Here is a 22184-nt window from a genome sequence, read left to right as displayed (position 1 = left end):
CCGGAGGTCCTCGCCCGTGGCCGCGCCCAACCCGACTCCTTCCCCCGCCCGGAAGTTCCTCGGACGCCTCCCCTTCCCCGAGCGGACCTACGTCGCCGAAGCGCTGCGCGCCGAGACCGTCGGCGGCGTCCTGCTCCTCCTCGCCGCCATAGCCGCCCTCGTCTGGGCGAACACTCCGATCAGCGGCAGCTACGAGACCGTACGCGACTTCCACATAGGCCCCGCCGCCCTCGGGCTGGACCTGTCCATCCAGCACTGGGCGGCCGACGGGCTGCTCGCCGTCTTCTTCTTCGTCGCCGGCATCGAACTCAAGCGTGAACTGGTGGCCGGCGAGCTGCGCGACCCCAAGGCGGCCGCGCTCCCCGTGATCGCCGCGCTCTGCGGAATGATCGCCCCGGCCCTCGTCTACGCCATGGTCAACCTCGGCGGCGGCGGCTCGCTGGACGGCTGGGCGGTCCCGACCGCCACGGACATCGCCTTCGCACTCGCGGTGCTCGCCGTCATCGGCACCTCACTGCCCTCCGCGCTCCGCGCCTTCCTCCTCACCCTGGCCGTCGTCGACGACCTCTTCGCGATCCTCATCATCGCGGTCTTCTTCACCAACGACCTGAACTTCGCCGCACTCGGCGGCGCCGTCGCCGGACTCGTCGTCTTCTGGCTGCTGCTGCGCACGGGCGTGCGCGGCTGGTACGTGTACGTGCCGCTCGCCCTGGTCATCTGGGGCCTGATGTACAACAGCGGCGTCCACGCCACCATCGCCGGCGTCGCCATGGGCCTGATGCTGCGCTGCACCCGCCGGGACGGCGAGGAGCACTCCCCCGGCGAACACATCGAGCACCTGGTCCGGCCCCTGTCGGCCGGGTTCGCGGTGCCGCTGTTCGCGCTGTTCTCGGCGGGCGTGGCCGTCACGGGCGGCGCGCTGGCCGACGTGTTCACCACGCCCGAGACGCTCGGTGTGGTGCTCGGCCTGGTGGTCGGCAAGGCCGTCGGCATCTTCGGTGGTACGTGGCTCGCGGCGCGCTTCACAAGAGCGGAGCTCAACGAGGACCTGACCTGGGCGGATCTGTTCGCCGTCGCCACGCTCGCGGGCATCGGCTTCACGGTCTCGCTGCTCATCGGCGAGCTGGCGTTCGCCGGGGACGCCGCGCTGACCGACGAGGTCAAGGCGGCCGTCCTGATGGGCTCGCTCATCGCCGCCGTATTCGCCGCGATCCTGCTGAAGCTGCGCGTGCGCCGGTACCAGGCGCTGCTCGCGGAGGAGGAGCGCGACGACGACATGGACGGCATACCGGACGTGTACGAACTGCACGACCCCGCGTACCACCTGCGGATGGCGGAGATCCACGAGAAGAAGGCCGCCGAGCACCGGCGACTCGCGGAGGCGGCCGCGGCGGCGGAGACGGCCGCGCCGGGGGACACGGCCGCCTCCGGAGGGGAGTCCGGGCAGGCGGAAGTGGCGGGGGCACCGCGCACGGACGGCGACCGTCCGGCATGATCTGAGGTCGGACCGTAGGAGAAGAAGAGGGAGCGAGACGATGAGCTACCCCGCCGACAATGGTGGACCCGGCGCCGAGCGCAGCCTCGGCCAGTTGGTCGCCTCGGCGACCGCCGAGATGTCCGCGCTGGTCCACGACGAGATCGCGCTGGCCAAGGCCGAACTGCGACAGGACGTCAAGCGCGGCGCGATGGGCGGTGCGGCCATGAGCGTCGCGGGCGTCTTCGCGCTCTTCTCGCTTCCCGTGCTGAGCTTCGCCGCCGCGTACGGCATCCACAATCTGGGCCTCGGGCTCGCCTGGTCGTTCCTGATCGTCGGCGGCGCGTACCTGGTTCTGGCCGGTCTGCTGGCGGTGATCGCGGTGTCCAAGTTCAAGAAGGTCAAGCCGCCGGAGCGGTCCATGGCCTCGGCCAAGCAGACGGCCGCCGTGCTCGGCAACGCCAAGCCGCACCCGCGTGAGGCCTCCGTCACCGTTTCGTCCCGTCCGGTTCGTCCCGCTCTTCGTGGCGAGGACGAGGCCGGGGTTGTGGCACGCTCGTCTGCATGACCGCCCCTGAGAGCAGCACCGGCAGCCCCGTACGGATCGATGGTCCCTGGACACATCGCGACGTGGCGGCCAATGGGGCGCGCTTCCACATCGCCGAGATGGGCGACGGCCCGCTGGTGTTGCTGCTGCACGGCTTCCCGCAGTTCTGGTGGACGTGGCGGCACCAGTTGCCCGCGCTCGCCGACGCGGGGTTCCGCGCGGTCGCGATGGACCTGCGGGGCGTGGGCGGCAGCGACCGTACGCCGCGCGGTTACGACCCGGCGAACCTGGCGCTGGACATCACGGGCGTGGTGCGCTCGCTCGGTGAGCCGGACGCGGCCCTGGTCGGGCACGACCTGGGCGGGTACCTGGCGTGGACGGCGGCGGTGATGCGGCCGAAGCTGGTGCGCCGGCTGGCCGTCTCGTCGATGCCGCACCCCCGGCGGTGGCGTTCGGCGATGCTGTCGGACTTCTCGCAGTCGCGGGCCGGTTCGTACGTCTGGGGCTTCCAGCGGCCATGGCTGCCTGAGCGTCAGCTCGTCGCGGACGACGCGGCGTTGGTGGGCCGGCTGCTCCGCGACTGGTCGGGGCCGGGTCAGCAACTGGGCGAGGACGAGATCGGCGCGTACCGGCGGGCGATGACCATCCCGTCGACGGCGCACTGCTCGATCGAGCCGTACCGGTGGATGGTGCGGTCGCTGGCCCGCCCGGACGGCATCCAGTTCAACCGCCGTATGAAGCGGCCCGTACGGGTGCCGACGCTGCACCTGCACGGCTCCCTGGACCCGGCGATGCGCACGCGCAGCGCGGCGGGCTCGGGCGAGTACGTGGAAGCGCCGTACAGATGGCGGCTGTTCGACGGGCTGGGTCACTTCCCCCATGAAGAGGACCCGGTGGCGTTCTCCACGGAGCTCATCAACTGGCTCAAGGACCCCGAGCCGGACCGGTAGCCGACTGGTAGCGGGTTCGGTGACGGGCCGGTGGCGGGGATGCCACTGCCCGTCGCCACGCGGGATGTTCGTACGGTTGAACGACGAACCGGTTGTGTGACGAACGGCCAATTGCCGCCCGCATAGGCCAATTGGCGGCCCCCCAGGCGGTTACCGACCTTGGGGCCCGGGCAGACGTCGGGGTATGGGCTGGACGCACGACTACGCTGACGCAGCACGCAACCGCCGCTCGGCCTCCGCGCCGATCCCCCCGAGGAGCGGCCCACCGGCAGCTCAGGGGCCGGACCCCCGTCTCGGGATCTCCCGCATCCTCCGCCGCAGGGCCCGCTGGGTCTCCGCCCGCCTGCGGCATACGCGCGGCTAGCGCGCCGGGGCGTACGCGCGGAGCTCGCTGAGCGCTCACGCGTACCGCGCCGACGGCTGTACGGGGCGCGGTACGCGGGGCGCAGGCGCGGGCGGCGCGCAGTACGCGGGCGCAGCAGTGCGCGGTACGCGGGGCGCAGGCGCGGGGCGCAGCACGTGGGCGTCAGGCGGATGGGCGTACGTGCGCCCCGGGCGTCGGCCGGATGCGTGTCCGTGTGCCGTGGGCGTGCCGGGTGGCGGTTGCTCCGCCGCGCGGTGTGGCGCGGCGGAGACGCGGTGGATCAGAGCGCGCAGCCCTGGCTGTCGACCTGCTGGTTGGCCGTCCGGCCGAGCTCGATGTCCTGGCGGATCTCGTCGGCCGTCAGGGCGTAGCCGGTGTTCGGGTCGTCCAGGGACCTCGCGAAGATGACCCCGTACACCCTGCCGTCCGCCGTGAGCAGCGGGCCGCCGGAGTTGCCCTGGCGGACCGTGGCGTACAGCGAGTACACGTCGCGGCGCACCTCGCCACGGTGGTAGATGTCGGGGCCGTTGGCGTTGATCCGGCCGCGTACGCGCGCGGAGCGGACGTCGTACGCGCCGTTCTCCGGGAAGCCCGCGACGATCGCGTTGTCACCGCTGCGCGCGTCGGCCTCCGTGAACTTCAGGGGCTTGGCGTCCAGGTCCGGTACGTCCAGCACCGCGATGTCGCGCTGCCAGTCGTACAGGACGACCTTGGCGTCGTACCGCCTGCCCTCGCCCCCTATCTGGACGGTCGGCTCGTCGACCCCGCCGACGACGTGGGCGTTGGTCATGACGCGGCGCTCGGCGAAGACGAAGCCGGTGCCTTCGAGGACCTTGCCGCAGCTCGGGGCCGTGCCGACGACCTTGACGATGGAGCCCTTGGCGCGGGCGGCCACCGGGCTGCCCGCGAGCGCGGGGTCGGGGGCGCGGACCTCGGTGATCGGCTCGTTGGCGAAGGGGCTGAACACCTGCGGGAAGCCGTTCTGCGCCAGTACGGAGGAGAAGTCGGCGAACCACGTCGACGCCTGGGCGGGCATGACCCTGGACACCCCGAGGAGCACCTTGGAGTTGCGGACCTCCTTGCCCAGGGTGGGCAGCGACGTGCCGGCCAGCGCGGAGCCGATCAGCCAGGCGACCAGCAGCATGGCCACCACGTTGACGAGGGCGCCGCCGGTGGCGTCCAGTGCCCGGGCGGGTGACCAGGTGATGTGGCGGCGCAGCTTGTTGCCGAGGTGGGTGGTGAACGCCTGCCCCACCGAGGCGCAGACGATCACGATGACGACGGCGACGATCGCGGCGGTCGTCGACACCTTGGCGTCGTCCGTCAGCGGCCCCCACACCAGCGGGAGGAGGTAGACCGCGACGAGACCGCCCCCGAGGAAGCCGATCACCGACAGGATGCCGACGACGAAGCCTTGGCGGTATCCGACGATCGCGAACCACACGGCGGCGACCAGCAGCAGAATGTCCAGCACGTTCACCGTCATTAGCCTCGCAGATTCGTCTCCGGTCGCCCCAGTCGCCCCGTCCGGCCGGGGAGCACAGCGATCAGCCTGTCATGAGCGCCAGTCGAGCGGGACCTGCTTGTCCCGGTCCCAGGGGCGCTCCCAGCCGGCGAAGTGGAGGATGCGGTCGATCACACCGGCCGTGAAACCCCAGACCAGAGCCGATTCGACCAGGAATGCCGGACCGCGGTGGCCACTGGGGTGGACGGTGGTGGCGCGGTTGGCCGGGTCCGTGAGATCCGCCACGGGGACGGTGAATACGCGGGCGGTCTCGGCCGGGTCCACCGCCCGGAACGGGCTCGGGGAGCGCCACCAGCCGAGGACGGGCGCCACGACGAAGCCGCTGACGGGGATGTAGAGCCGGGGCAGCACGCCGAAGATCTGCACGCCGGCGGGGTCGAGCCCCGTCTCCTCCTCGGCCTCGCGCAGCGCGGCGCGCAGCAGCCCGTCGCCCTCCGGGTCGCCGTCCTCGGGGTCGAGGGCTCCGCCCGGGAAGGAGAGCTGCCCGGCGTGCGAGCGGAGGCTCCCGGCGCGCTCCATGAGCAGCAGCTCGGGTCCGTGGTCGCCCTCCCCGAAGAGGATGAGCACGGCGGACTGGCGGCCGCCCCGTTCGGGCGGCAGGAAGCGGCTGAGCTGCTGGGGCGCGACGGTGCGCGCCGTCCGTGCGACGGGCTCCAGCCACTCGGGCAGCCCCTCCTCGCTCACGACGACCGGCGCCGGGCTCGCGGCCGGGTCCGCCGGTGCCGCGTGGGTGGGGGCGGCGGAGGTGGGGGCCGTGGCGGCGCGGGGGTGGGTCGCGGCGGCATGGGTGGGGGTGGCGTGGGCGGGGGGCCGGTGGGGCGGGGGGGGGGCGGTGGGGGCGATGCCCGGGGGCGGCGGGCTCGGGCGGGGACCGCCCGGCGGTGCCGGGCGGTTCGTCCCTCGGTTGTGCGTGTCTTCTTCAGCGCGCGTCATAGGCACCCCCGGCTTTCACAACGCGTTCGGCCCACTGGTTCGTTCCGTCATTCGTCGCCGGTGCCCAGGGGCGCCGCCGGGCGGCCCGGGTAGTCCGGGGGCGGGGCCAGCCGCTGGCCCGGGTAGCCGCCCATCTCGTACTTGAGGAGCTTCTTGGCCTTCTCCGGGTCCGTCTCGCCCTCCCCGTACGCCGGGCACAGCGGGGCGATCGGGCAGGCGCCGCAGGCCGGCTTGCGGGAGTGACAGATGCGCCGGCCGTGGAAGACGACCCGGTGCGAGAGCATCGTCCACTCCGACTTGGGGAAGATCGCGCAGATCTCCGCCTCGACCTTCTCCGGGTCCTCCTGGTCGGTCAGCTTCCACCGCCGGACCAGCCGGCCGAAGTGGGTGTCCACGGTGATGCCCGGCACCCCGAAGGCGTTGCCCAGGACCACGTTCGCCGTCTTGCGGCCGACGCCGGGCAGGCGGACCAGGTCCTCCAGGCGGCCCGGGACCCGACCGCCGAAGTCGTCCCGCAGCGCCGCCGACAGGCCCAGCAGGGACTTGGCCTTGGCACGGAAGAAGCCGGTCGGCCGGATGATCTCCTCCAGCTCCTCCGGCACCGCCGCCGCCATGTCCTCGGGCGTCGGGTACTTCGCGAAGAGCGCCGGAGTCGTCTGATTGACCCGGAGGTCGGTCGTCTGCGCCGACAGGACGGTCGCGACGAGCAGCTCGAAGGGATTGCGGAAGTCGAGCTCGGGATGGGCGTACGGATAGACCTCGGCGAGCTCCCGGTTGATCTTGCGGGCGCGGCGCACCATCGCCAGGTGCGACTCGGGCTTCCCCGCCTTCGCGGGCTTCGCGGTCTTCTTCTCCGGTTTGACGACCTTGGCGGCACTCCTGGCAGCCTTCGCCGTTTTGTCCGCTTTCGCGGCTTTCTTCGCGGTGGCCGACACCTGTTCGCCCACAGCGGAATTCTGTTCCCCGGACACTCTCCCGGCCCCCTCGGCCTGCGCTCTCACCGGCGAATTGGACACCCGGCCAGCCTAAGCGCCACCGCCGACATCCGCCCCGGCCATGATGGATCACGACCCAATCGGGCCCCTGCCGTACGGACACGCGTACCAGTGCGTCAAACTTGTTGTGATTGATCGCACTGTTTTACCGTCCGGCATCATGGGACCCAACGTCCCTGAGCAGGTCGACATAGGAGAGAACTCGTGGACGACGTTCTGCGGCGCGCCCCGCTCTTCGCGGCGCTCGATGACGAGCAGGCCGCGGAGCTCCGCGCCTCGATGAGTGAAGTGACGCTCGCCCGTGGCGACGCGCTCTTCCACGAGGGCGACCCGGGCGACCGGCTCTACGTGGTCACCGAGGGCAAGGTGAAGCTCCACCGCACGTCCCCGGACGGGCGCGAGAACATGCTCGCCGTCCTCGGCCCCGGTGAGCTGATCGGCGAACTGTCGCTCTTCGACCCCGGCCCCCGCACGGCCACCGCGACCGCCCTGACCGAGGTCAAGCTCCTCGGGCTCGGCCACGGCGACCTCCAGCCCTGGCTGAACGCGCGCCCCGAGGTCGCCACGGCCCTGCTGCGCGCCGTCGCCCGCCGCCTGCGCAAGACCAACGACCAGATGTCCGACCTGGTCTTCTCCGACGTGCCGGGCCGTGTCGCCCGTGCGCTCCTGGACCTGTCGCGCCGCTTCGGCGTGCAGTCCGAGGAGGGCATCCACGTCGTGCACGACCTGACCCAGGAGGAGCTGGCCCAGCTCGTCGGCGCCTCCCGCGAGACGGTCAACAAGGCCCTCGCCGACTTCGCGGGCCGCGGCTGGCTGCGCCTGGAGGCGCGCGCCGTGATCCTGCTGGACGTCGAGCGGCTCGCCAAGCGCTCGCGCTGACACGTCCCGTACGCGCCTCGTACGAGGAAAGGGCCGTCCCGGAGCACCGGGGCGGCCCTTCCGCGTGGGTGGGGCGTCAGTTCTTGGTGCCGTCCACGATCAGCGGGTTGCCGCTGCCGCCGCCGCACGGCACGGCGTACACCGGGTTCTTGGCGGCCGCGTCCTTGTAGGCGTCGATGCACTGGTTGAGCAGGACCTTGTCGGTCAGCGAGTCGTTGAGGATCTTGTTGGCGCGGGCGATGCCCTCCGCCTCGATCCGGCGCCGCTCGGCCTCCGCCTTCGCCGTGCGCGCGGCCTCGGTCGCCCGCTCGGTGGCCTGCTGCTGCTGGATCTTGCGGTCGATCTGGCTCTGGAGCTGGTCCGACGGCTTGACGTTGCGGAGGTTCACGGTCGTCACGTCGATGCCGCGCGGGGCGAGCCGCTCCTTGATCAGGTCGCCGATCTCGGTGTTGATCCGCTCACGGGCGGAGGCGTAGCCCTCCTCGCTCGTGTGGCGGGCGAAGACGTTCCGGATGATCTCCCGGCTGTCCGGGAAGACCAGGCGCTGCTGGATGGCCTCCTCGCTGCCGGCCAGCTTGTACAGCTCGACCGCCTTGGCCGGGGTGACCGCCCACTTCACGGTCACCTCCGCGTACATCACGCCGCCCTGGGAGGAGCGGACCTCGACGACGTCCTTGTCGGAGAGGTTCAGGTCGACCGGGCGGGTGGAGAAGGTGGTGACGTTGGTGAACGGCGACGTGAGGTTCATGCCGGACGTCATGGGCGCGCCGACCTTGCCGAAGGTGACGGGGACGCCGACCTCGTACGCGCTGATGACGTGCACGCAACTGGTCACGGCGGCGAACAGGCCGGCGATCAGCGCACCGGCCGAGCCGAGCTTGAGACCCCGGCGCTCGGTGCCCCGCGCGACGAAGAACAGCACCGCGGCGGCGATGAGCAACAGGATGGACAGGACGAACACGGAAGATCCCCCCATGGATGGAACGCAGAAAGTAAGCGGAGCGTAAAGCATGGGCCTGTGCTGATCCGCACCGCAGGCGGACCTACGCCCCACCGGTCACGGGCTCCCGGCCCGCCTCCGGCCCCCCGGCCCCGCCGCTCAGATCAGGCCGTGCTCCGTCAGGTACTCGAGCTGCGCCCGCACCGACAGTTCGGCCGCCGGCCACAGGGACCGGTCCACGTCCGCGTACACGTGCGCGACGACGTCCGCCGCCGTCCGGTAGCCGTCCTCGACCGCCGTCTCCACCTGGGCGAGCCGCGTGGCGCGGTGGGCCAGGTAGTACTCGACCGCCCCCTGGGCGTCCTCCAGCACGGGACCGTGCCCCGGCAGCACCGTGCGCACCCCGTCGTCGACCGTCAGGGACCGCAGCCGCCGCAGCGAGTCCAGGTAGTCACCGAGCCGGCCGTCGGGGTGCGCCACCATCGTCGTGCCGCGGCCCAGGATCGTGTCGCCCGTCAGCACCGCGCGGTCGGCCGGCAGGTGGAAGCTGAGCGAGTCGGCGGTGTGCCCCGGCGTCGGCACGACGCGCAGTTCCAGGCCCCCGACCTCGATGGCCCTCCCCGCCGTCAGCCCCTCGTCGCCGAGCCGCAGCGCCGGGTCCAGCGCCCGCACGGCCGTCCCGGTCAGCTCGGCGAACCGTCCCGCGCCCTCGGCGTGGTCCGGGTGGCCGTGCGTGAGGAGCGTCAGCGCCACGCGCTTGCCGAGCCGTTCGGCGGTGTCGATCACCCGCCGCAGGTGCGCCTCGTCGAGCGGGCCGGGGTCGACCACGACGGCGAGCGGCGAGTCCGGCTCGGAGAGGAGCCAGGTGTTCGTGCCGTCCAGGGTCATCGCGGACGGGTTGGGCGCGAGGACGTTGACGGCACGATCGGTCGCCGGGCCGGAGACCACGGCTCCGCGCGGCTGTCCGGGAAGGGCGGCTGCGTCGGTCATGCGTCCCCGCCCTCCGTGCCGACGCGCTTGGTGAACTCGTCGTGTCCCGGCCAGCTCAGCACCACCTGCTCGCCCTCCAGGCGCGCCTGAGCCAGCACGGGCGTCAGGTCCTGGTCCGTGGCCGCCTCCAGGGCCTCGCCGGGCGTCCCGTACCGCTCCAGGGCCCTCAGCGTGGCGATCGTCGGCGGCATCATCAGCAGCTCGCCCCGGTCGTAGCCGTCCGCCGCGTCCGCCGGGCGGATCCAGACCGTCCGGTCCGCCTCCGTGGAGGCGTTGGAGGCCCGCTGCCCGGCCGGGAGGGCGGCCACGAAGAACCAGGTGTCGTAGCGGCGCGGCTCGAACTCGGGCGTGATCCACCGCGCCCAGGCGCCCAGCAGGTCGGAACGGAGCACCAGGCCCCGCCGCTCCAGGAAGTCCGCGAACGCCAGCTCACGGGCCACCAGGGCCGCCCTGTCGGCCTCCCAGTCGTCGCCCCGCGTGTCGGCGACGACCGAGTCGGCGGTCGGCCCGGCGAGCAGGACGCCGGACTCCTCGAACGTCTCCCGCACCGCGGCACACACGATGGCCTGTGCCTCGGCCGGCTCCGCGACCCCGAGCCGGGCCGCCCACTCGGCGGGCGACGGCCCCGCCCAGCGCACCGGGTGCTCGTCGCGCGGGTCGACCCCGCCGCCCGGATAGGCGTACGCGCCGCCCGCGAAGGCCATGGAGGTGCGCCGCCGCAGCATGTGCACCTCGGGGCCCGCGGCGCCGTCGCGCAGGAGCAGGACGGTGGCGGCCCGCTTCGGCGTCACGGCCGTGAGCGTGCCGCCCGCGAGCGCGCGGATGCGGTCGGGCCACTCCGGTGGGTACCACTGACCATTGGGCATGGCCGGATGCTATGCGCATCCGCCGAGATGTTCGAGAGGAAAGATGGATACGGCAACGGCCCCGCGCCCACCCGGGGGCACGGGGCCGGAAGCGACCGGTCCGCTCAGTCCTGGACGAGCTCCACCTGGATCTCGACCTCGACCGGCGCGTCCAGCGGGAGCACCGCGACCCCGACCGCGCTGCGCGCGTGCACGCCCTTGTCGCCCAGCACCTCGCCGAGCAGCTCGCTGGCGCCGTTGAGGACGGCGGGCTGCCCGGTGAAGTCCGACGCCGAGGCGACGAACCCGACAACCTTCACGACCCGGGCGATCCGGTCCAGGTCGCCGGCGACCGACTTCACGGCGGCCAGCGCGTTCAGCGCGCAGATCCGCGCGAGCTTCTTGGCCTCCTCCGGGGTGACCTCGGCGCCCACCTTGCCGGTGACCGGAAGCTTGCCGTCCACCATCGGAAGCTGGCCCGCCGTGTAGACGTACACGCCCGACCGGACCGCCGGCTGGTACGACGCCAGCGGCGGCACCACGTCCGGCAGGGTCAGGCCGAGTTCGGCGAGCGTGGCCTCCACGCGGCCGGTCACGGCTTCTCCCGCTTCAGGTAGGCCACGAGCTGCTCGGGGTTGTTCGGCCCGGGAACGACCTGGACGAGCTCCCAGCCGTCCTCGCCCCAGGTGTCCAGAATCTGCTTGGTCGCGTGCACGAGAAGGGGCACGGTCGCGTATTCCCACTTGGTCATGGAGCCGACTGTAGCCGCTGTGAAAGGCAGCCTCCTGCGTAGCCCACGACCCGACTGGTTAGGCTCGAATACGTGAGCAGGCTCCAGGTCGTCAGCGGCAAGGGCGGTACCGGTAAGACGACGGTCGCCGCCGCCCTCGCGCTCGCCCTCGCGACCGAGGGCAAGCGGACTCTCCTCGTGGAGGTCGAAGGCAGGCAGGGCATCGCACAGCTCTTCGAGACGGAGGCGCTCCCGTACGAGGAGCGGAAGATCGCCGTCGCGCCGGGCGGCGGTGAGGTGTACGCGCTGGCCATCGACGCCGAACGCGCGCTCCTCGACTACCTCCAGATGTTCTACAAGCTCGGCTCGGCGGGCCGCGCCCTCAAGAAGCTGGGCGCCATCGACTTCGCGACCACCATCGCGCCGGGCGTACGGGACGTCCTGCTGACCGGCAAGGCGTGCGAGGCGGTACGCCGGCGGGAGAAACAGGGGGGCTTCGTGTACGACCACGTCGTCATGGACGCCCCTCCCACCGGCCGCATCACCCGCTTCCTGAACGTCAACGACGAGGTGGCGGGGCTGGCCAGGATCGGCCCGATACACAATCAGGCCCAGGCGGTCATGCGGGTCCTGAAGTCCCCCGAGACGGCCGTCCACCTGGTGACCCTCCTGGAGGAGATGCCCGTCCAGGAGACCGCCGACGGCATCGCCGAGCTGCGCGAGGCGGACCTGCCGGTGGGTGGCGTGATCGTCAACATGGTCCGCCCGCACGTCCTGGACGAGGACGCGGTACGGGCGGCCGCCGGCGGCCACCGCAAGGACATCGCCACCGCGCTCGCCGCCGCCGGCATCAGTGGCGCGGCCCGACTGGTCGGCCCGCTCCTGGACCAGGCCGCCGAGCACGCCCAGCGGGTCGAGCTGGAGCGGGAGCAGCGCGAGGCACTGGCGAAGCTTCAGGTCCCGACGTACGAACTGCCCTTCCTGGGGGAGGGCGCGGACATCGCCGGTCTCTACCGGCTGGCCAAGGAACTCAGGAAGCTCGGGGTGGGCGCATGACTCTCGACGGGGCCCCCGGCCTGGAGGTCGACCCGCTGCTCGACGACCCGGCGACGCGCATCGTCGTGTGCTGCGGGGCGGGCGGTGTCGGGAAGACGACGACCGCCGCCGCCCTGGGCGTACGGGCGGCCGAGCGCGGCCGCAAGGTGGTCGTCCTGACCATCGACCCGGCCCGCCGGCTCGCCCAGTCCATGGGCATCGACCAGCTCGACAACACCCCGCGCCGGGTTGACGGCATCGAGGGCGGCGGGGAACTGCACGCCATGATGCTCGACATGAAGCGCACGTTCGACGAGATCGTCGAGGCGCATGCCGACCCCTCACGGGCCTCGGCCATCCTGGGCAACCCCTTCTACCAGTCGCTGTCGGCCGGCTTCGCGGGCACGCAGGAGTACATGGCGATGGAGAAGCTCGGGCAGCTCCGGGCCCGCGACGAGTGGGACCTGATCGTCGTGGACACCCCGCCCTCGCGGTCGGCGCTGGACTTCCTGGACGCCCCGAAGCGGCTGGGGTCGTTCCTGGACGGGAAGTTCATCAAGCTGCTGATGGCGCCGGCCAAGGTCGGTGGCCGGGCGGGGATGAAGTTCCTGAACGTCGGCATGTCGATGATGACGGGCACCCTGGGGAAGCTGCTGGGGGGTCAGCTCCTCCGGGACGTGCAGACCTTCGTGGCGGCGATGGACACCATGTTCGGCGGCTTCCGCACGCGGGCGGACGCCACGTACCGGCTCCTTCAGGCGCCGGGTACGGCCTTCCTGGTGGTGGCGGCACCGGAACGGGACGCGCTGCGGGAGGCGGCGTACTTCGTGGAGCGGCTGGCGGCGGAGCGGATGCCCCTGGCCGGGCTCGTCCTCAACCGCGTGCACGGCAGCGGGGCCGACCGGCTGTCCGCCGAGCGGGCACTGGCGGCCGCGGAAAATCTTGAAGAAGGCCGCATTGTGGATCAGGGGGCCGGGAAGACTGGTGTTCGTGGCCCCGAGGCGCTCTCTCCCGAGCCCGAGGCCCCCGAAACCACACCAGCACGCTCCGGCACCGCGGGCGCTCCCGACGCCGCCACCGCTCCCGGCGGTGCCGTCGCGACCGCCCCGTCGCCCGCCGTCGCCGACCTGACCGCGGGTCTGTTGCGCCTGCACGCCGAAAGGATGCAGGTGCTCGCGCGTGAGCAGCGCACTCGCGACCGGTTCACCGCGCTCCACCCCGAGGTGGCCGTGACGGAAGTGGCCGCGCTCCCCGGCGACGTGCACGACCTGGCGGGCCTCCGCGCCATCGGCGACCGCCTGGCGACCGGCGGGGCCGCCTGACCTGCGGCCCGTCGTCACCGGATGCCTCGGGGCACGTCGCCGTATGCCTCAGGGCACCCGCGCCGACGGGCACCCGCGAACCAGCACCCGGGCGTCCTTCGCCCCTCGTCGGGCGTCATGGCCCCACGTCCGGCCCAAGCCCCTCGTCGGGCGTCATGGCCCCACAGCCGGCCCACGTCCCTCGTCGGGCGTCATGGCCGCACAGCCGGCCCACGTCCCGTGAGCCCGGCACGATCCGAACGAGAGGCCCTAGCCCACTGCCGCGTACGTCTCGTACGTCTCGTCGTCGTCCAGCGCGACCGGCAGGATGCCCGCGCTGCGCTCGTACTCCGTACGCGCGGTCTCCAGCAGCCGGCGCCAGGAGGTGACGGTGGGCCGCCGCCGCAGCAGTGCGCGGCGCTCACGTTCCGTCATACCGCCCCACACGCCGAACTCGACGCGGTTGTCCAGCGCGTCGGCCAGGCACTCGGTCCGCACCGGGCATCCGGTGCACACCGCCTTGGCCCTGTTCTGCGCCGCTCCTTGTACGAACAGTTCATCCGGATCGGTAGTGCGGCAGGCGGCCTGCGCACTCCAGTCAGCTACCCAGCCCATACCGGCGCCGTCCTCTCCCGAATCGAGGCTCCCCCACGGCGGCAGCGGCATATTCACCGCCACCAGTTGAGGACGTTACGGAAGGTGGGCACAGCGCAACACCCCCTTCGGGCCCAATCTTGAATGGTCCGAACGGACTATGCGTACGCGGCAGATCACCCAGGGGAGTGAGCGAGAGACATGCGTCATCAATGACGCGAGCCTGGGCACTTCAGGCCCGCCAGAAAGGGCGTGCGCTGACGCATGAGGTGGAAACGGACATGGACCGGCGCGGCTCGGGAACGGGGGGAGTCCTGCCGAAGGCGCAACGGGTGTGACAGTTGTGACCAGCTTAGGCCAAGGCTGGTACGCCTGTCCGGAAAACGGCATGAGCCGCCGGGCCGTGGCCCGGACAGCGGCCGCGCCCCCTCCTCCCGGGTCCCCGCGCCCCATGTCCACCGGCACGCGCAGGCCGCCCCATGTCACAACCTCGTACGCGAACATCCCGTAAGGCACCCGCTCCCTCGGAACGCCCGCACCGACGGATTAGGCTGCTGCCATGCCAAAGAAGCGCTCGGGCGGCGGTCTGACCGGGACCCAGCAGGCCGCCAAGTTCGTCGGTGTCAGCGTGCTCGCCGGAGCCGTCATGGCCGGCATCGCCCTGCCCGCCGCGGGAGCGCTGGGGCTCGCGGCGAAGGGGACGGTCCAGGGGTTCGACGAGATCCCGGCCAACCTCAAGCGTCCCCCGCTGAGCCAGCGCACCACGATCCTGGACGCGCAGGGCGGCCAGATCGCCACGGTCTACTCCCGTGACCGCACGGTCGTGGACCTGAAGGACATCTCCCCGTACATGCAGAAGGCGATCGTCGCGATCGAGGACTCGCGCTTCTACCAGCACGGGGCCATCGACCTGAAGGGCGTCCTGCGCGCGCTCAACCGCAACGCGCAGTCGGGCGGTGTCGCGCAGGGCGCGTCCACGCTGACCCAGCAGTACGTGAAGAACGTCTTCGTGGAGGAGGCCGGCGACGACCCCGACAAGGTCGCCCAGGCCACCCAGCAGACGCTGGGCCGCAAGATCCAGGAGCTCAAGTACGCGATCCAGGTCGAGGAGGAACTCGGGAAGAAGAAGATCCTCGAGAACTACCTCAACATCACCTTCTTCGGGCAGCAGGCGTACGGCATCGAGGCCGCCTCCCAGCGGTACTTCTCCAAGCCCGCCAAGAACCTGAACGTGGAAGAGGCGGCGATGCTGGCCGGCATCGTCCAGTCGCCGAGCCGGTACGACCCGGTGAACGACGTGGAGGAGGCCACCAAGCGGCGCAACGTCGTCCTGACGCGCATGGCGGCCGTCGGCGACATCAGCGAGGCCGAGGCGGAGCGCGCCAAGGCCACGCCCATCAAGCTGAGGGTCAGCAAGCCCAAGAACGGCTGCATCACGGCCGTCGACGGCGCCGGTTTCTTCTGTGACTACGTACGCGAGGTCTTCCTCTCCGACCCGGTCTTCGGGAAGAACCGCGAGGAGCGCAACAAGGTCTGGAACCGTGGCGGTCTGACCATCCGGACCACGCTCGACCCGCAGGCGCAGAAGTCGGCGCAGGCGTCGATAAAGGAACACGTCTACCAGACCGACAAGGTCGCCACTGCGGTGACGATGGTTCAGCCCGGCACCGGCAAGATCATGGCGATGGCCCAGTCCCGGCCGTACGGCTTCGGGAAGAACGAGACCCAGATCAACTACTCGGTCAACAAGAGCATGGGCGGCTCGAACTACGGCTTCCCGGTCGGTTCGACGTTCAAGCCCTTCGTGGCGGCCGCCGCGCTGGAGCAGGGCAGGCCGCCGACGCAGTCGTACTCGGCGCCGTACCAGATGCCGTATCCGTCCAAGATCTCGACGTGCGACGGCACCTGGAAGAACTACGGTGGCCAGTCCCTGGAGAACGAGAACGAGTCCGAGGTCGGTCCGTACAACCTCAAGGACGCGATGGCCATGTCGGTCAACACGTACTTCGTGCAGATGATCGAGGACATCGGCCTGTGTCCGGTCGTGGAGACGACCGACAAGCTGGGTGTGGTGCAGGGCAGCGGTGCCAAGCTCCCCGTGGAGCCGTCGCCGCTGACGCTCGGGTCCACGGGCATCTCGCCGCTGACGATGGCCACCGCGTACGCGGCCTTCGCCAACCGGGGCACGTACTGCACCCCGACCGCCATCGAGGCGATCAAGACGGCGGACGGCAAGAGCCTGCCGGTCCCGAAGACCAACTGCAGCAAGGCGATGTCGGAGCGGACCGCCGACTCGATCAACGCGCTGCTGAGTGGTGTGATCGACTCCGGTACGGGTGAGAAGGCCGGTCTGAGCGGCCGTGACAACGCGGGCAAGACCGGTACGACGGACGCCCGCAAGAACGCCTGGTTCGTCGGCTACACCCCGAACCTGTCCAGCGCCGTGTGGGTGGGCAGCCCGGCCCAGGACGTCGAGATGTTCTCCATCCGGATCGGTGGCCGGTACCACGGCGCGGTCTTCGGTGGCGAGGTGCCGGGACCGATCTGGCGCGACGCGATGACCGGCGCGCTGGACGGCCGCGAGGCGCCCAAGTTCGTCGACGTCCATATCCCCGACGCCCCGAAGGACCCCAACAACGGCAAGCCCAAGCCCGGTGACAACAAGCCGGGCGGTGCCAACGGCGGCGGAGACGGGGACGGCGACGACGACAAGCCGGGTGACGGCGGGGACGACCCCTGGGGCGGCATCACCTTTCCCCCGGACATGATCGGCGGCGGCAACCAGCGCGGCGGCGGCAACGGCGGCTGGCGCTGACACACGCGAAGGGGCGCCCCACCGGATCACCGGTGGGGCGCCCCTTCGCGTGCGTGCTGCCGTCAGCCGGCGGACAGCAGCTCCTTGACCACGGCGGCGACGCGGCCGCCCTCGGCGCGGCCCGCGACCTTCGGGTTCACGATCTTCATCACGGCGCCCATGGCGCGCGGGCCCTCGGCACCGGCCTGCTTGGCCTCGTCGACCGCCTGCGCCACGATCTGCCGCAGCTCGTCGTCGCCGAGCTGCTGCGGCAGGTACGCGTCCAGGACGGCACCCTCGGCCTTCTCACGCTCGGCCTGCTCCGCGCGGCCGCCCTGCCCGAACGCCTCGGCCGCCTCGCGGCGCTTCTTCGCCTCCTTGGCGATCACCTTCTGCACCTCGTCGTCGGAGAGCTCGCGCTTCTCCTTGCCCGCGACCTCCTCCTTGGTGATGGCGGCGAGGGTCAGGCGGAGCGTCGAGGAGCGGAGCTCGTCGCGCTCCTTGATCGCGGCGTTGAGGTCTTCCTGGAGCTTGGACTTGAGCGTGGTCATGCGGACAAGTGTGGCAGGTGCGCCGACCCGTACGCCCGCGCATTTCCCGCGTCCTCGCCGTTCTGCGACGATGGCGGCATGCGCGCGCGATACGGAGTACCCCTGAAAGTCACCGCGGGAATCGCGGCGGTCGGCGCGGCCGGCCTGGCCTACGCCGCCGGGTTCGAGGCCCGCTCCTTCCGGCTCCGACGGGTCACCGTGCCCGTACTCCCGCGCGGGACACGGCCGTTGCGGATGCTCCAGGTGTCGGACGTCCACATGGTGAGCGGTCAGCGCAAGAAGCGGGCGTGGCTCCAGTCGCTGGCCGGGCTGCGGCCCGACTTCGTCGTGAACACCGGTGACAACCTGTCCGACCCGGACGGCGTACCCGAGCTGCTGGACGCGCTCGGCCCGCTGCTCGACTTCCCCGGGGTGTACGTCTTCGGCTCCAACGACTACTACGGCCCCAAGCTCCGCAACCCGGCCCGCTACCTCATCGAGAAGGCCCAGGGACGGCACGGCCTGAACGGCAACGCGCCGGCCGTCGGAGCCGTGCACAACCCGTGGGAGGACATCCGCGACGCCTTCGACACGGCGGGCTGGCTGGACCTCACCAACGCGCGGGGCCGCCTCAAGCTCGACGGCCTGGAGCTGGCCTTCACGGGCCTGGACGACCCGCACATCAAGCGGGACCGCTACGAGCGGGTCGCCGGCGGCCCGGAACCGGACGCCGACCTGTCCCTGGCCGTCGTCCACGCCCCGTACCTGCGCTCGCTGGACGCCTTCACGGCCGACGGCTACCCCCTGATCCTGGCGGGCCACACGCACGGCGGCCAGCTCTGCATCCCCTTCTACGGGGCGCTGGTCACCAACTGCGACCTGGACACCGACCGGGTCAAGGGCCTGTCCACCCACCGTGCGGGCGGCAACACCTCCTACCTCCACGTCTCGGCCGGCTGCGGCACCAACCGCTACACCCCGGTCCGCTTCGCCTGCCCGCCCGAGGCGACGCTCCTGACGCTCACGCCCAGGGACTGATCGCCCGCCCCCGTCCCGACGGGCTGACCGCCCACCGCCGCCGGGGGCCGCGAAACCGGATTTCGTCTCCGGGCGCCGGTGGGCTAAAGTAAACGACGTCGCCAGGACAAGCGGTGACATCGGGGTGTAGCGCAGCTTGGCAGCGCGCTTCGTTCGGGACGAAGAGGTCGTGGGTTCAAATCCCGCCACCCCGACAGAGTAAGACCAGGTCAGGGGCCTGATCCGCGGAAGCGGGTCAGGCCCCTGAGTGGTGTGTGGGGTGTTCTTGGGAGGGGCCCCTCACCCGTGTGGGGGGCGTCGGGTCGCCGGGGGGCGGGGGCGGGGGGACGCTCGGGGAATGAGCAACCCGTCGCAGGGGCCGAGTGGCCCGGTTCACCACGCGTATGCCCACCACACCGGTCCCGAGGAGCACCGGACCCGGGGTGGGTGGGCTTCCGGTGGGGTCATGTTCGCGGGCGTCCTGATGATGGTGGAGGGCGTGCTGGGCATGCTCCAGGGGATCGCGGGCATCGCGGAGGACGACGTGTACGGGCGCGTCGGGGAGTACGTCTTCGAGTTCAACGTCAGTGCGTGGGGCTGGATTCACCTGGGGCTCGGGCTGCTGCTGGCGGCCATCGGCGCGGGCATCCTGAGCGGGGCGGAGTGGGCGAGGGCGAGCGGTGTGGCGCTGGCGGCGCTCGCCGTGATCGCCAACTTCATCTGGCTGCCGTACCAACCGGTCTGGGCCATCGTGTCGATCGCCGTCGCCATCTTCGTGATCTGGGCGCTGTGCTCCGAGGACTCGCCTCCCGTGGCACCCGGCAAGCACTGAACCCTCGGACGCGACGCGGCGAGTTATCCACAGGTTGCGGACCGGCCCAACGCGTTGTCGTGGTCATCGGGTTACATGGACGCATGACTGAGCCGACAGACGCGCAGCACGTGCAGGCCATGCCCGACTGGGAGAAGCGGTTCCGGGCGCCGCGGGTGTCCCTGCCCGAGTGGGCGTGGTGCGCGCCCGGCAGGGCGCTGTTCGTGTCGAACGCGACCGGGACGTACGAGCTGTACGCGTGGGACCGGGACGGCGGCGGGCAGCGGCAGGTCACCGACCGGCCGAACGGCACCACGGACGGGGTGCTGTCGCCGGACGGCGAGTGGATCTGGTGGTTCTCGGACACGGACGGCGACGAGTTCGGCGTGTGGATGCGCCAGCCGTTCGGGGGCGGGGACGACGAGCCGGCGGCGCCCGGGCTGGAGGCGGCGTACTCGGCGGGCCTCGCGATAGGGCGGGACGGCACGGCGGTGGTCGGGCGGTCGACGGACGAGGACGGTTCGACGATCCACGTCGTACGGCCCGGGAGGCCGCCGGTGGAGATCTACCGGCACCGCGAGTCGGCCGGGGTCGGGGACCTGTCGCACGACGGGACGCTGATCGCGGTCGAGCACACCGAGCACGGCGACGCGATGCACGCGGCGGTACGGGTGGTGCGCACGGACGGGTCCGTGGTGGCGGAGCTGGACGACACCCGGGGCGGCACCGAGGAGCTGGGGATCGGTGTGCTCGGCTTCGCCCCGGTGGACGGGGACACCCGGCTGCTGGTGGCGCACCAGCGGCGCGGGCGCTGGGAGCCGATGCTGTGGGACGTGGCGTCGGGTGCGCAGACGGAGCTGGCGCTGGACCTGCCCGGTGACGTGTCGGCGGAGTGGTACCCGGACGGGTCCGGGCTGCTGGTCGTGCACAGCTTCGAGGCGCGCAGCGAGCTGTGGCGGTACGAGATCGCCACGGGCCGCACGGTGCGGGTGGACACCCCGGCCGGGTCGGTGTCGAGCGCGACGGCACGGCCGGACGGCACCGTGGAGTACCTGTGGTCGTCCGCCGCGCACCCGCCGGTGGTGCGGTCCACGGCGGGCGGCGTCGTGCTGGAGCCGCCCGGGATGAAGGCGCCGGCCTCGGTGGCGGTCGAGGACGTGTGGGTGGACGGGCCCGGTGGGCGCGTCCACGCGCTGGTGCAGCGGCCGGCGGGGGCACAGGGTCCGCTGCCGACGGTGTTCGAGATCCATGGCGGTCCCGCCTGGCACGACAGCGACGCGTACGCCGCCGCTCCCGCCGCCTGGGTGGACCACGGGTACGCGGTGGTCCGGGTCAACTACCGGGGCTCGACCGGGTACGGGCGGGAGTGGACCGACGCGCTCAAGCACCGGGTCGGGCTGATCGAGCTGGAGGACATCGCGGCGGTACGACAGTGGGCGGTGGGCTCGGGGCTGGCCGACCCGCGCCGGCTGGTCCTCACGGGCGGCTCGTGGGGCGGTTATCTGACGCTGCTCGGGCTGGGCACGCAGCCGGACGCCTGGGCGCTGGGCCTGGCCGCCGTGCCGATCGCGGACTACGTCACGTCGTACCACGACGAGATGGAGGCCCTGAAGGCCCTGGACCGGACGCTCTTCGGCGGGTCGCCGGACGAGGTCCCGGAGCGGTTCGCGGAGTCGTCGCCGATCACGTACGTGGACCGGGTGCGGGTGCCGGTGTACATCTCGGCGGGCGTCAACGATCCCCGCTGTCCGATCCGGCAGATCGACAACTACGTGGACCGGCTCGCCGCCCGGGACGCGGTGCACGAGGTCTACCGGTACGACGCCGGGCACGGCTCCCTCGTGGTGGAGGAGCGGATCAAGCAGGTGCGGCTGGAGCTGGACTTCGCGGCCAGGCATCTGGGGACCCGGGCGGAGGAGAGGTGACGGTGTTCCGTACCGTGGGGGTGTGTACCGGTTCCTGACGACGCCCCGCTGGTGGGGGATCAACATCTTCGTCGCGCTGGCGATCCCCTTCTGCGTCTTCATGGGGACCTGGCAGCTCGGCAGGTTCGAGGACCGCGTCGACTCGCACCAGGAGGCGGAGCGGCGGCCGGAGCCCGGTGCGGTGAAGGCCGCGCCGCTGGAGCGGCTGCTGCCGGTCGACAAGGAGACCTCGGGCCGCCACGCCACGGCGACGGGGCGGTACGGGGAGCAGTTCCTGGTCCCCGGGCGCCGGCTGGACGGCAAGGACGGCGCGTACGTGCTGACCCTGCTGCACACGGAGGGCGGGAAGTCCCTGCCGGTGGTGCGCGGCTGGCTGCCCTCCGGCGGCCGGGCGCCGGTTCCGCCGGCCGGTGAGGTGACCGTGACCGGCGCGCTCCAGGCGTCCGAGCACACCGGCAGCCCGGGTGTGCGGGCCACGGGCGCCCTGCCCCGGGGGCAGGTCGGCATGATCAGCGCGGCGTCCCTGGTGAACGTGGTCGAGGACGACGTCTACGACGCGTGGGTCACGCTCCCCACGTCCCCGGCGGGGCTGACCCCGGTCCCGGCGGCCGCGGCGGAGGGCAGCGGGCTGGATCTGAAGGCGTTCCAGAACCTGGGCTACACCGGTGAGTGGTTCGTCTTCGCGGGCTTCGTGCTCTTCATGTGGTTCCGCCTGTTCCGCCGCGAGGCCGAGCAGGCCCGGGACGAGGCCCTGGGCCTGGCCCCGGAGGCCGACGCCATGGCGGGCGCCGGGCGCTGAGGCGGTAAGCGGCTCCGCGCGCTGAGGCCCGGCCTCCCGCGTTGGCGGGGCGGGTGCTGAGGCCCGGCCTCCGCGCTGGTGGGGCGGGCCGTCGTGCCGGGCGCTGAGGCCCGGCTTCCCGCACCGACGTGCGCCGACGTGCGTCGACGTCCGCTGACGTGCCGTGTCCGGGCCGTTCCCGGGGGCCCCGCCGTGGCGGGGCCGTC

General features: G+C 71.9%; 22 protein-coding genes and 1 tRNA gene. 13 read left to right on the top strand and 10 right to left on the bottom strand.

The window, feature by feature from the left end:
• The first annotated feature begins 16 nt into the window (after positions 1-16).
• The 4 genes from nhaA to E2B92_RS33415 all read left to right on the top strand — a co-directional run bounded on the left by nhaA (position 17) and on the right by E2B92_RS33415 (position 3335).
• The gene (nhaA, locus tag E2B92_RS15675) at positions 17-1495 is read left to right on the top strand and encodes a Na+/H+ antiporter NhaA (protein ID WP_126885838.1); all 1479 of its coding nucleotides are present in this window, start codon (positions 17-19) and stop codon (positions 1493-1495) included.
• Between the two features lie 40 nt (positions 1496-1535).
• Positions 1536-2042 (top strand): phage holin family protein, encoded by a 507-nt coding sequence (locus E2B92_RS15670; protein ID WP_126885837.1) that lies wholly within the window; start codon positions 1536-1538, stop codon positions 2040-2042.
• Entirely contained in the window at positions 2039-2971 is a 933-nt protein-coding gene (locus E2B92_RS15665; RefSeq protein ID WP_126885835.1) for an alpha/beta fold hydrolase, read from the top strand. The genes E2B92_RS15670 and E2B92_RS15665 overlap by 4 nt, the downstream gene beginning before the upstream one ends.
• Before the next feature lie 184 nt (positions 2972-3155).
• A complete protein-coding gene (locus E2B92_RS33415; RefSeq protein WP_126885832.1) occupies positions 3156-3335 on the top strand; it encodes a hypothetical protein in 180 nt (59 codons plus the stop codon).
• Positions 3336-3615: 280 nt separating this feature from the next.
• Here the strand turns inward: E2B92_RS33415 and E2B92_RS15655 are convergent, their stop codons facing one another.
• The 3 genes from E2B92_RS15655 to nth all read right to left on the bottom strand — a co-directional run bounded on the left by E2B92_RS15655 (position 3616) and on the right by nth (position 6740).
• Positions 3616-4815, bottom strand: coding sequence for a MarP family serine protease (locus tag E2B92_RS15655; protein ID WP_185923610.1), 1200 nt, complete (start codon positions 4813-4815; stop codon positions 3616-3618).
• A gap of 75 nt (positions 4816-4890) precedes the next feature.
• Positions 4891-5544, bottom strand: coding sequence for an NUDIX hydrolase (locus E2B92_RS15650; protein WP_133087563.1), 654 nt, complete (start codon positions 5542-5544; stop codon positions 4891-4893).
• 296 nt (positions 5545-5840) lie between these two features.
• Complete coding sequence (gene nth, locus E2B92_RS15640; RefSeq protein ID WP_399432226.1) at positions 5841-6740, bottom strand: endonuclease III; 900 nt, start codon at positions 6738-6740, stop codon at positions 5841-5843.
• Between the two features lie 252 nt (positions 6741-6992).
• Between nth and E2B92_RS15635 the strand changes: the two genes are divergently transcribed.
• Entirely contained in the window at positions 6993-7667 is a 675-nt protein-coding gene (locus tag E2B92_RS15635) for a Crp/Fnr family transcriptional regulator (protein ID WP_014046869.1), read from the top strand.
• Between the two features lie 76 nt (positions 7668-7743).
• Here E2B92_RS15635 and E2B92_RS15630 read toward each other — a convergent pair whose 3' ends face one another.
• The 5 genes from E2B92_RS15630 to E2B92_RS15610 form a co-directional block, all read right to left on the bottom strand.
• Positions 7744-8628, bottom strand: a complete 885-nt coding sequence (locus tag E2B92_RS15630; protein ID WP_126888261.1) for a prohibitin family protein — start codon at positions 8626-8628, stop codon at positions 7744-7746.
• 138 nt (positions 8629-8766) lie between these two features.
• The gene (locus tag E2B92_RS15625) at positions 8767-9597 is read right to left on the bottom strand and encodes an MBL fold metallo-hydrolase (RefSeq protein ID WP_126888259.1); all 831 of its coding nucleotides are present in this window, start codon (positions 9595-9597) and stop codon (positions 8767-8769) included.
• Positions 9594-10463, bottom strand: coding sequence for an NUDIX hydrolase (locus E2B92_RS15620; protein WP_126888258.1), 870 nt, complete (start codon positions 10461-10463; stop codon positions 9594-9596). The genes E2B92_RS15625 and E2B92_RS15620 overlap by 4 nt, the downstream gene beginning before the upstream one ends.
• A 104-nt stretch (positions 10464-10567) precedes the next feature.
• Positions 10568-11038 carry a RidA family protein gene (locus tag E2B92_RS15615; RefSeq protein WP_126888257.1) on the bottom strand — a complete coding sequence of 157 codons (471 nt, stop codon included), beginning with the start codon at positions 11036-11038 and terminating at the stop codon, positions 10568-10570.
• A complete protein-coding gene (locus E2B92_RS15610; protein ID WP_019992579.1) occupies positions 11035-11193 on the bottom strand; it encodes a DUF4177 domain-containing protein in 159 nt (52 codons plus the stop codon). Before E2B92_RS15610 ends, E2B92_RS15615 begins: the two co-directional genes overlap by 4 nt.
• A 72-nt stretch (positions 11194-11265) precedes the next feature.
• Between E2B92_RS15610 and E2B92_RS15605 the strand changes: the two genes are divergently transcribed.
• Both E2B92_RS15605 and E2B92_RS15600 read left to right on the top strand, forming a co-directional pair.
• Positions 11266-12228: an ArsA family ATPase gene (locus E2B92_RS15605; RefSeq protein ID WP_126888256.1), complete on the top strand. Its 963-nt coding sequence runs from the start codon at positions 11266-11268 to the stop codon at positions 12226-12228.
• Positions 12225-13529, top strand: a complete 1305-nt coding sequence (locus E2B92_RS15600) for an ArsA-related P-loop ATPase (RefSeq protein ID WP_126888255.1) — start codon at positions 12225-12227, stop codon at positions 13527-13529. Before E2B92_RS15605 ends, E2B92_RS15600 begins: the two co-directional genes overlap by 4 nt.
• Positions 13530-13778: 249 nt before the next feature.
• On the opposite strand, the gene E2B92_RS15595 is transcribed toward E2B92_RS15600, so the two are convergent.
• The gene (locus tag E2B92_RS15595; RefSeq protein ID WP_058940833.1) at positions 13779-14123 is read right to left on the bottom strand and encodes a WhiB family transcriptional regulator; all 345 of its coding nucleotides are present in this window, start codon (positions 14121-14123) and stop codon (positions 13779-13781) included.
• A gap of 538 nt (positions 14124-14661) precedes the next feature.
• Between E2B92_RS15595 and E2B92_RS15585 the strand changes: the two genes are divergently transcribed.
• Complete coding sequence (locus E2B92_RS15585) at positions 14662-16917, top strand: transglycosylase domain-containing protein (protein ID WP_126888254.1); 2256 nt, start codon at positions 14662-14664, stop codon at positions 16915-16917.
• Between the two features lie 62 nt (positions 16918-16979).
• Here E2B92_RS15585 and E2B92_RS15580 read toward each other — a convergent pair whose 3' ends face one another.
• Positions 16980-17447, bottom strand: coding sequence for a GatB/YqeY domain-containing protein (locus tag E2B92_RS15580; protein ID WP_126888253.1), 468 nt, complete (start codon positions 17445-17447; stop codon positions 16980-16982).
• Between the two features lie 78 nt (positions 17448-17525).
• On the opposite strand from E2B92_RS15580, the gene E2B92_RS15575 reads away from it, so the two are divergent.
• The 5 genes from E2B92_RS15575 (at position 17526) to E2B92_RS15555 (ending at position 21978) form a co-directional block, all read left to right on the top strand.
• Positions 17526-18464 (top strand): metallophosphoesterase, encoded by a 939-nt coding sequence (locus E2B92_RS15575; RefSeq protein ID WP_126888252.1) that lies wholly within the window; start codon positions 17526-17528, stop codon positions 18462-18464.
• 120 nt (positions 18465-18584) lie between these two features.
• Positions 18585-18658, top strand: a tRNA-Pro gene (locus E2B92_RS15570).
• 143 nt (positions 18659-18801) lie between these two features.
• Entirely contained in the window at positions 18802-19275 is a 474-nt protein-coding gene (locus E2B92_RS15565) for a DUF7144 family membrane protein (RefSeq protein WP_443070282.1), read from the top strand.
• Positions 19276-19358: 83 nt separating this feature from the next.
• The gene (locus E2B92_RS15560; protein ID WP_126887844.1) at positions 19359-21179 is read left to right on the top strand and encodes a S9 family peptidase; all 1821 of its coding nucleotides are present in this window, start codon (positions 19359-19361) and stop codon (positions 21177-21179) included.
• A gap of 22 nt (positions 21180-21201) precedes the next feature.
• Entirely contained in the window at positions 21202-21978 is a 777-nt protein-coding gene (locus E2B92_RS15555) for an SURF1 family protein (protein WP_126887845.1), read from the top strand.
• Positions 21979-22184 lie beyond the last annotated feature (206 nt).

The organism is Streptomyces sp. WAC05374 (assembly GCF_004353505.1).
Taxonomy (GTDB): domain Bacteria; phylum Actinomycetota; class Actinomycetes; order Streptomycetales; family Streptomycetaceae; genus Streptomyces.
The sequence above is the reverse complement of the archived record's forward strand: the minus strand, read 5'-3'. Positions and strand labels throughout refer to the sequence as shown.

Bases quoted from the DNA above. Each gene is read 5' to 3' on its own strand.
- E2B92_RS15670 (WP_126885837.1), top strand. From the start codon at position 1,536: ATGAGCTACCCCGCCGACAATGGTGGACCCGGCGCCGAGCGCAGCCTC.
- E2B92_RS15665 (WP_126885835.1), top strand. From the start codon at position 2,039: ATGACCGCCCCTGAGAGCAGCACCGGCAGCCCCGTACGGATCGATGGT.
- E2B92_RS33415 (WP_126885832.1), top strand. From the start codon at position 3,156: ATGGGCTGGACGCACGACTACGCTGACGCAGCACGCAACCGCCGCTCG.
- E2B92_RS15625 (WP_126888259.1), bottom strand. From the start codon at position 9,597: ATGACCGACGCAGCCGCCCTTCCCGGACAGCCGCGCGGAGCCGTGGTC.
- E2B92_RS15620 (WP_126888258.1), bottom strand. From the start codon at position 10,463: ATGCCCAATGGTCAGTGGTACCCACCGGAGTGGCCCGACCGCATCCGC.
- E2B92_RS15610 (WP_019992579.1), bottom strand. From the start codon at position 11,193: ATGACCAAGTGGGAATACGCGACCGTGCCCCTTCTCGTGCACGCGACC.
- E2B92_RS15600 (WP_126888255.1), top strand. From the start codon at position 12,225: ATGACTCTCGACGGGGCCCCCGGCCTGGAGGTCGACCCGCTGCTCGAC.
- E2B92_RS15595 (WP_058940833.1), bottom strand. From the start codon at position 14,123: ATGGGCTGGGTAGCTGACTGGAGTGCGCAGGCCGCCTGCCGCACTACC.
- E2B92_RS15585 (WP_126888254.1), top strand. From the start codon at position 14,662: ATGCCAAAGAAGCGCTCGGGCGGCGGTCTGACCGGGACCCAGCAGGCC.
- E2B92_RS15580 (WP_126888253.1), bottom strand. From the start codon at position 17,447: ATGACCACGCTCAAGTCCAAGCTCCAGGAAGACCTCAACGCCGCGATC.
- E2B92_RS15575 (WP_126888252.1), top strand. From the start codon at position 17,526: ATGCGCGCGCGATACGGAGTACCCCTGAAAGTCACCGCGGGAATCGCG.
- E2B92_RS15565 (WP_443070282.1), top strand. From the start codon at position 18,802: ATGAGCAACCCGTCGCAGGGGCCGAGTGGCCCGGTTCACCACGCGTAT.
- E2B92_RS15560 (WP_126887844.1), top strand. From the start codon at position 19,359: ATGACTGAGCCGACAGACGCGCAGCACGTGCAGGCCATGCCCGACTGG.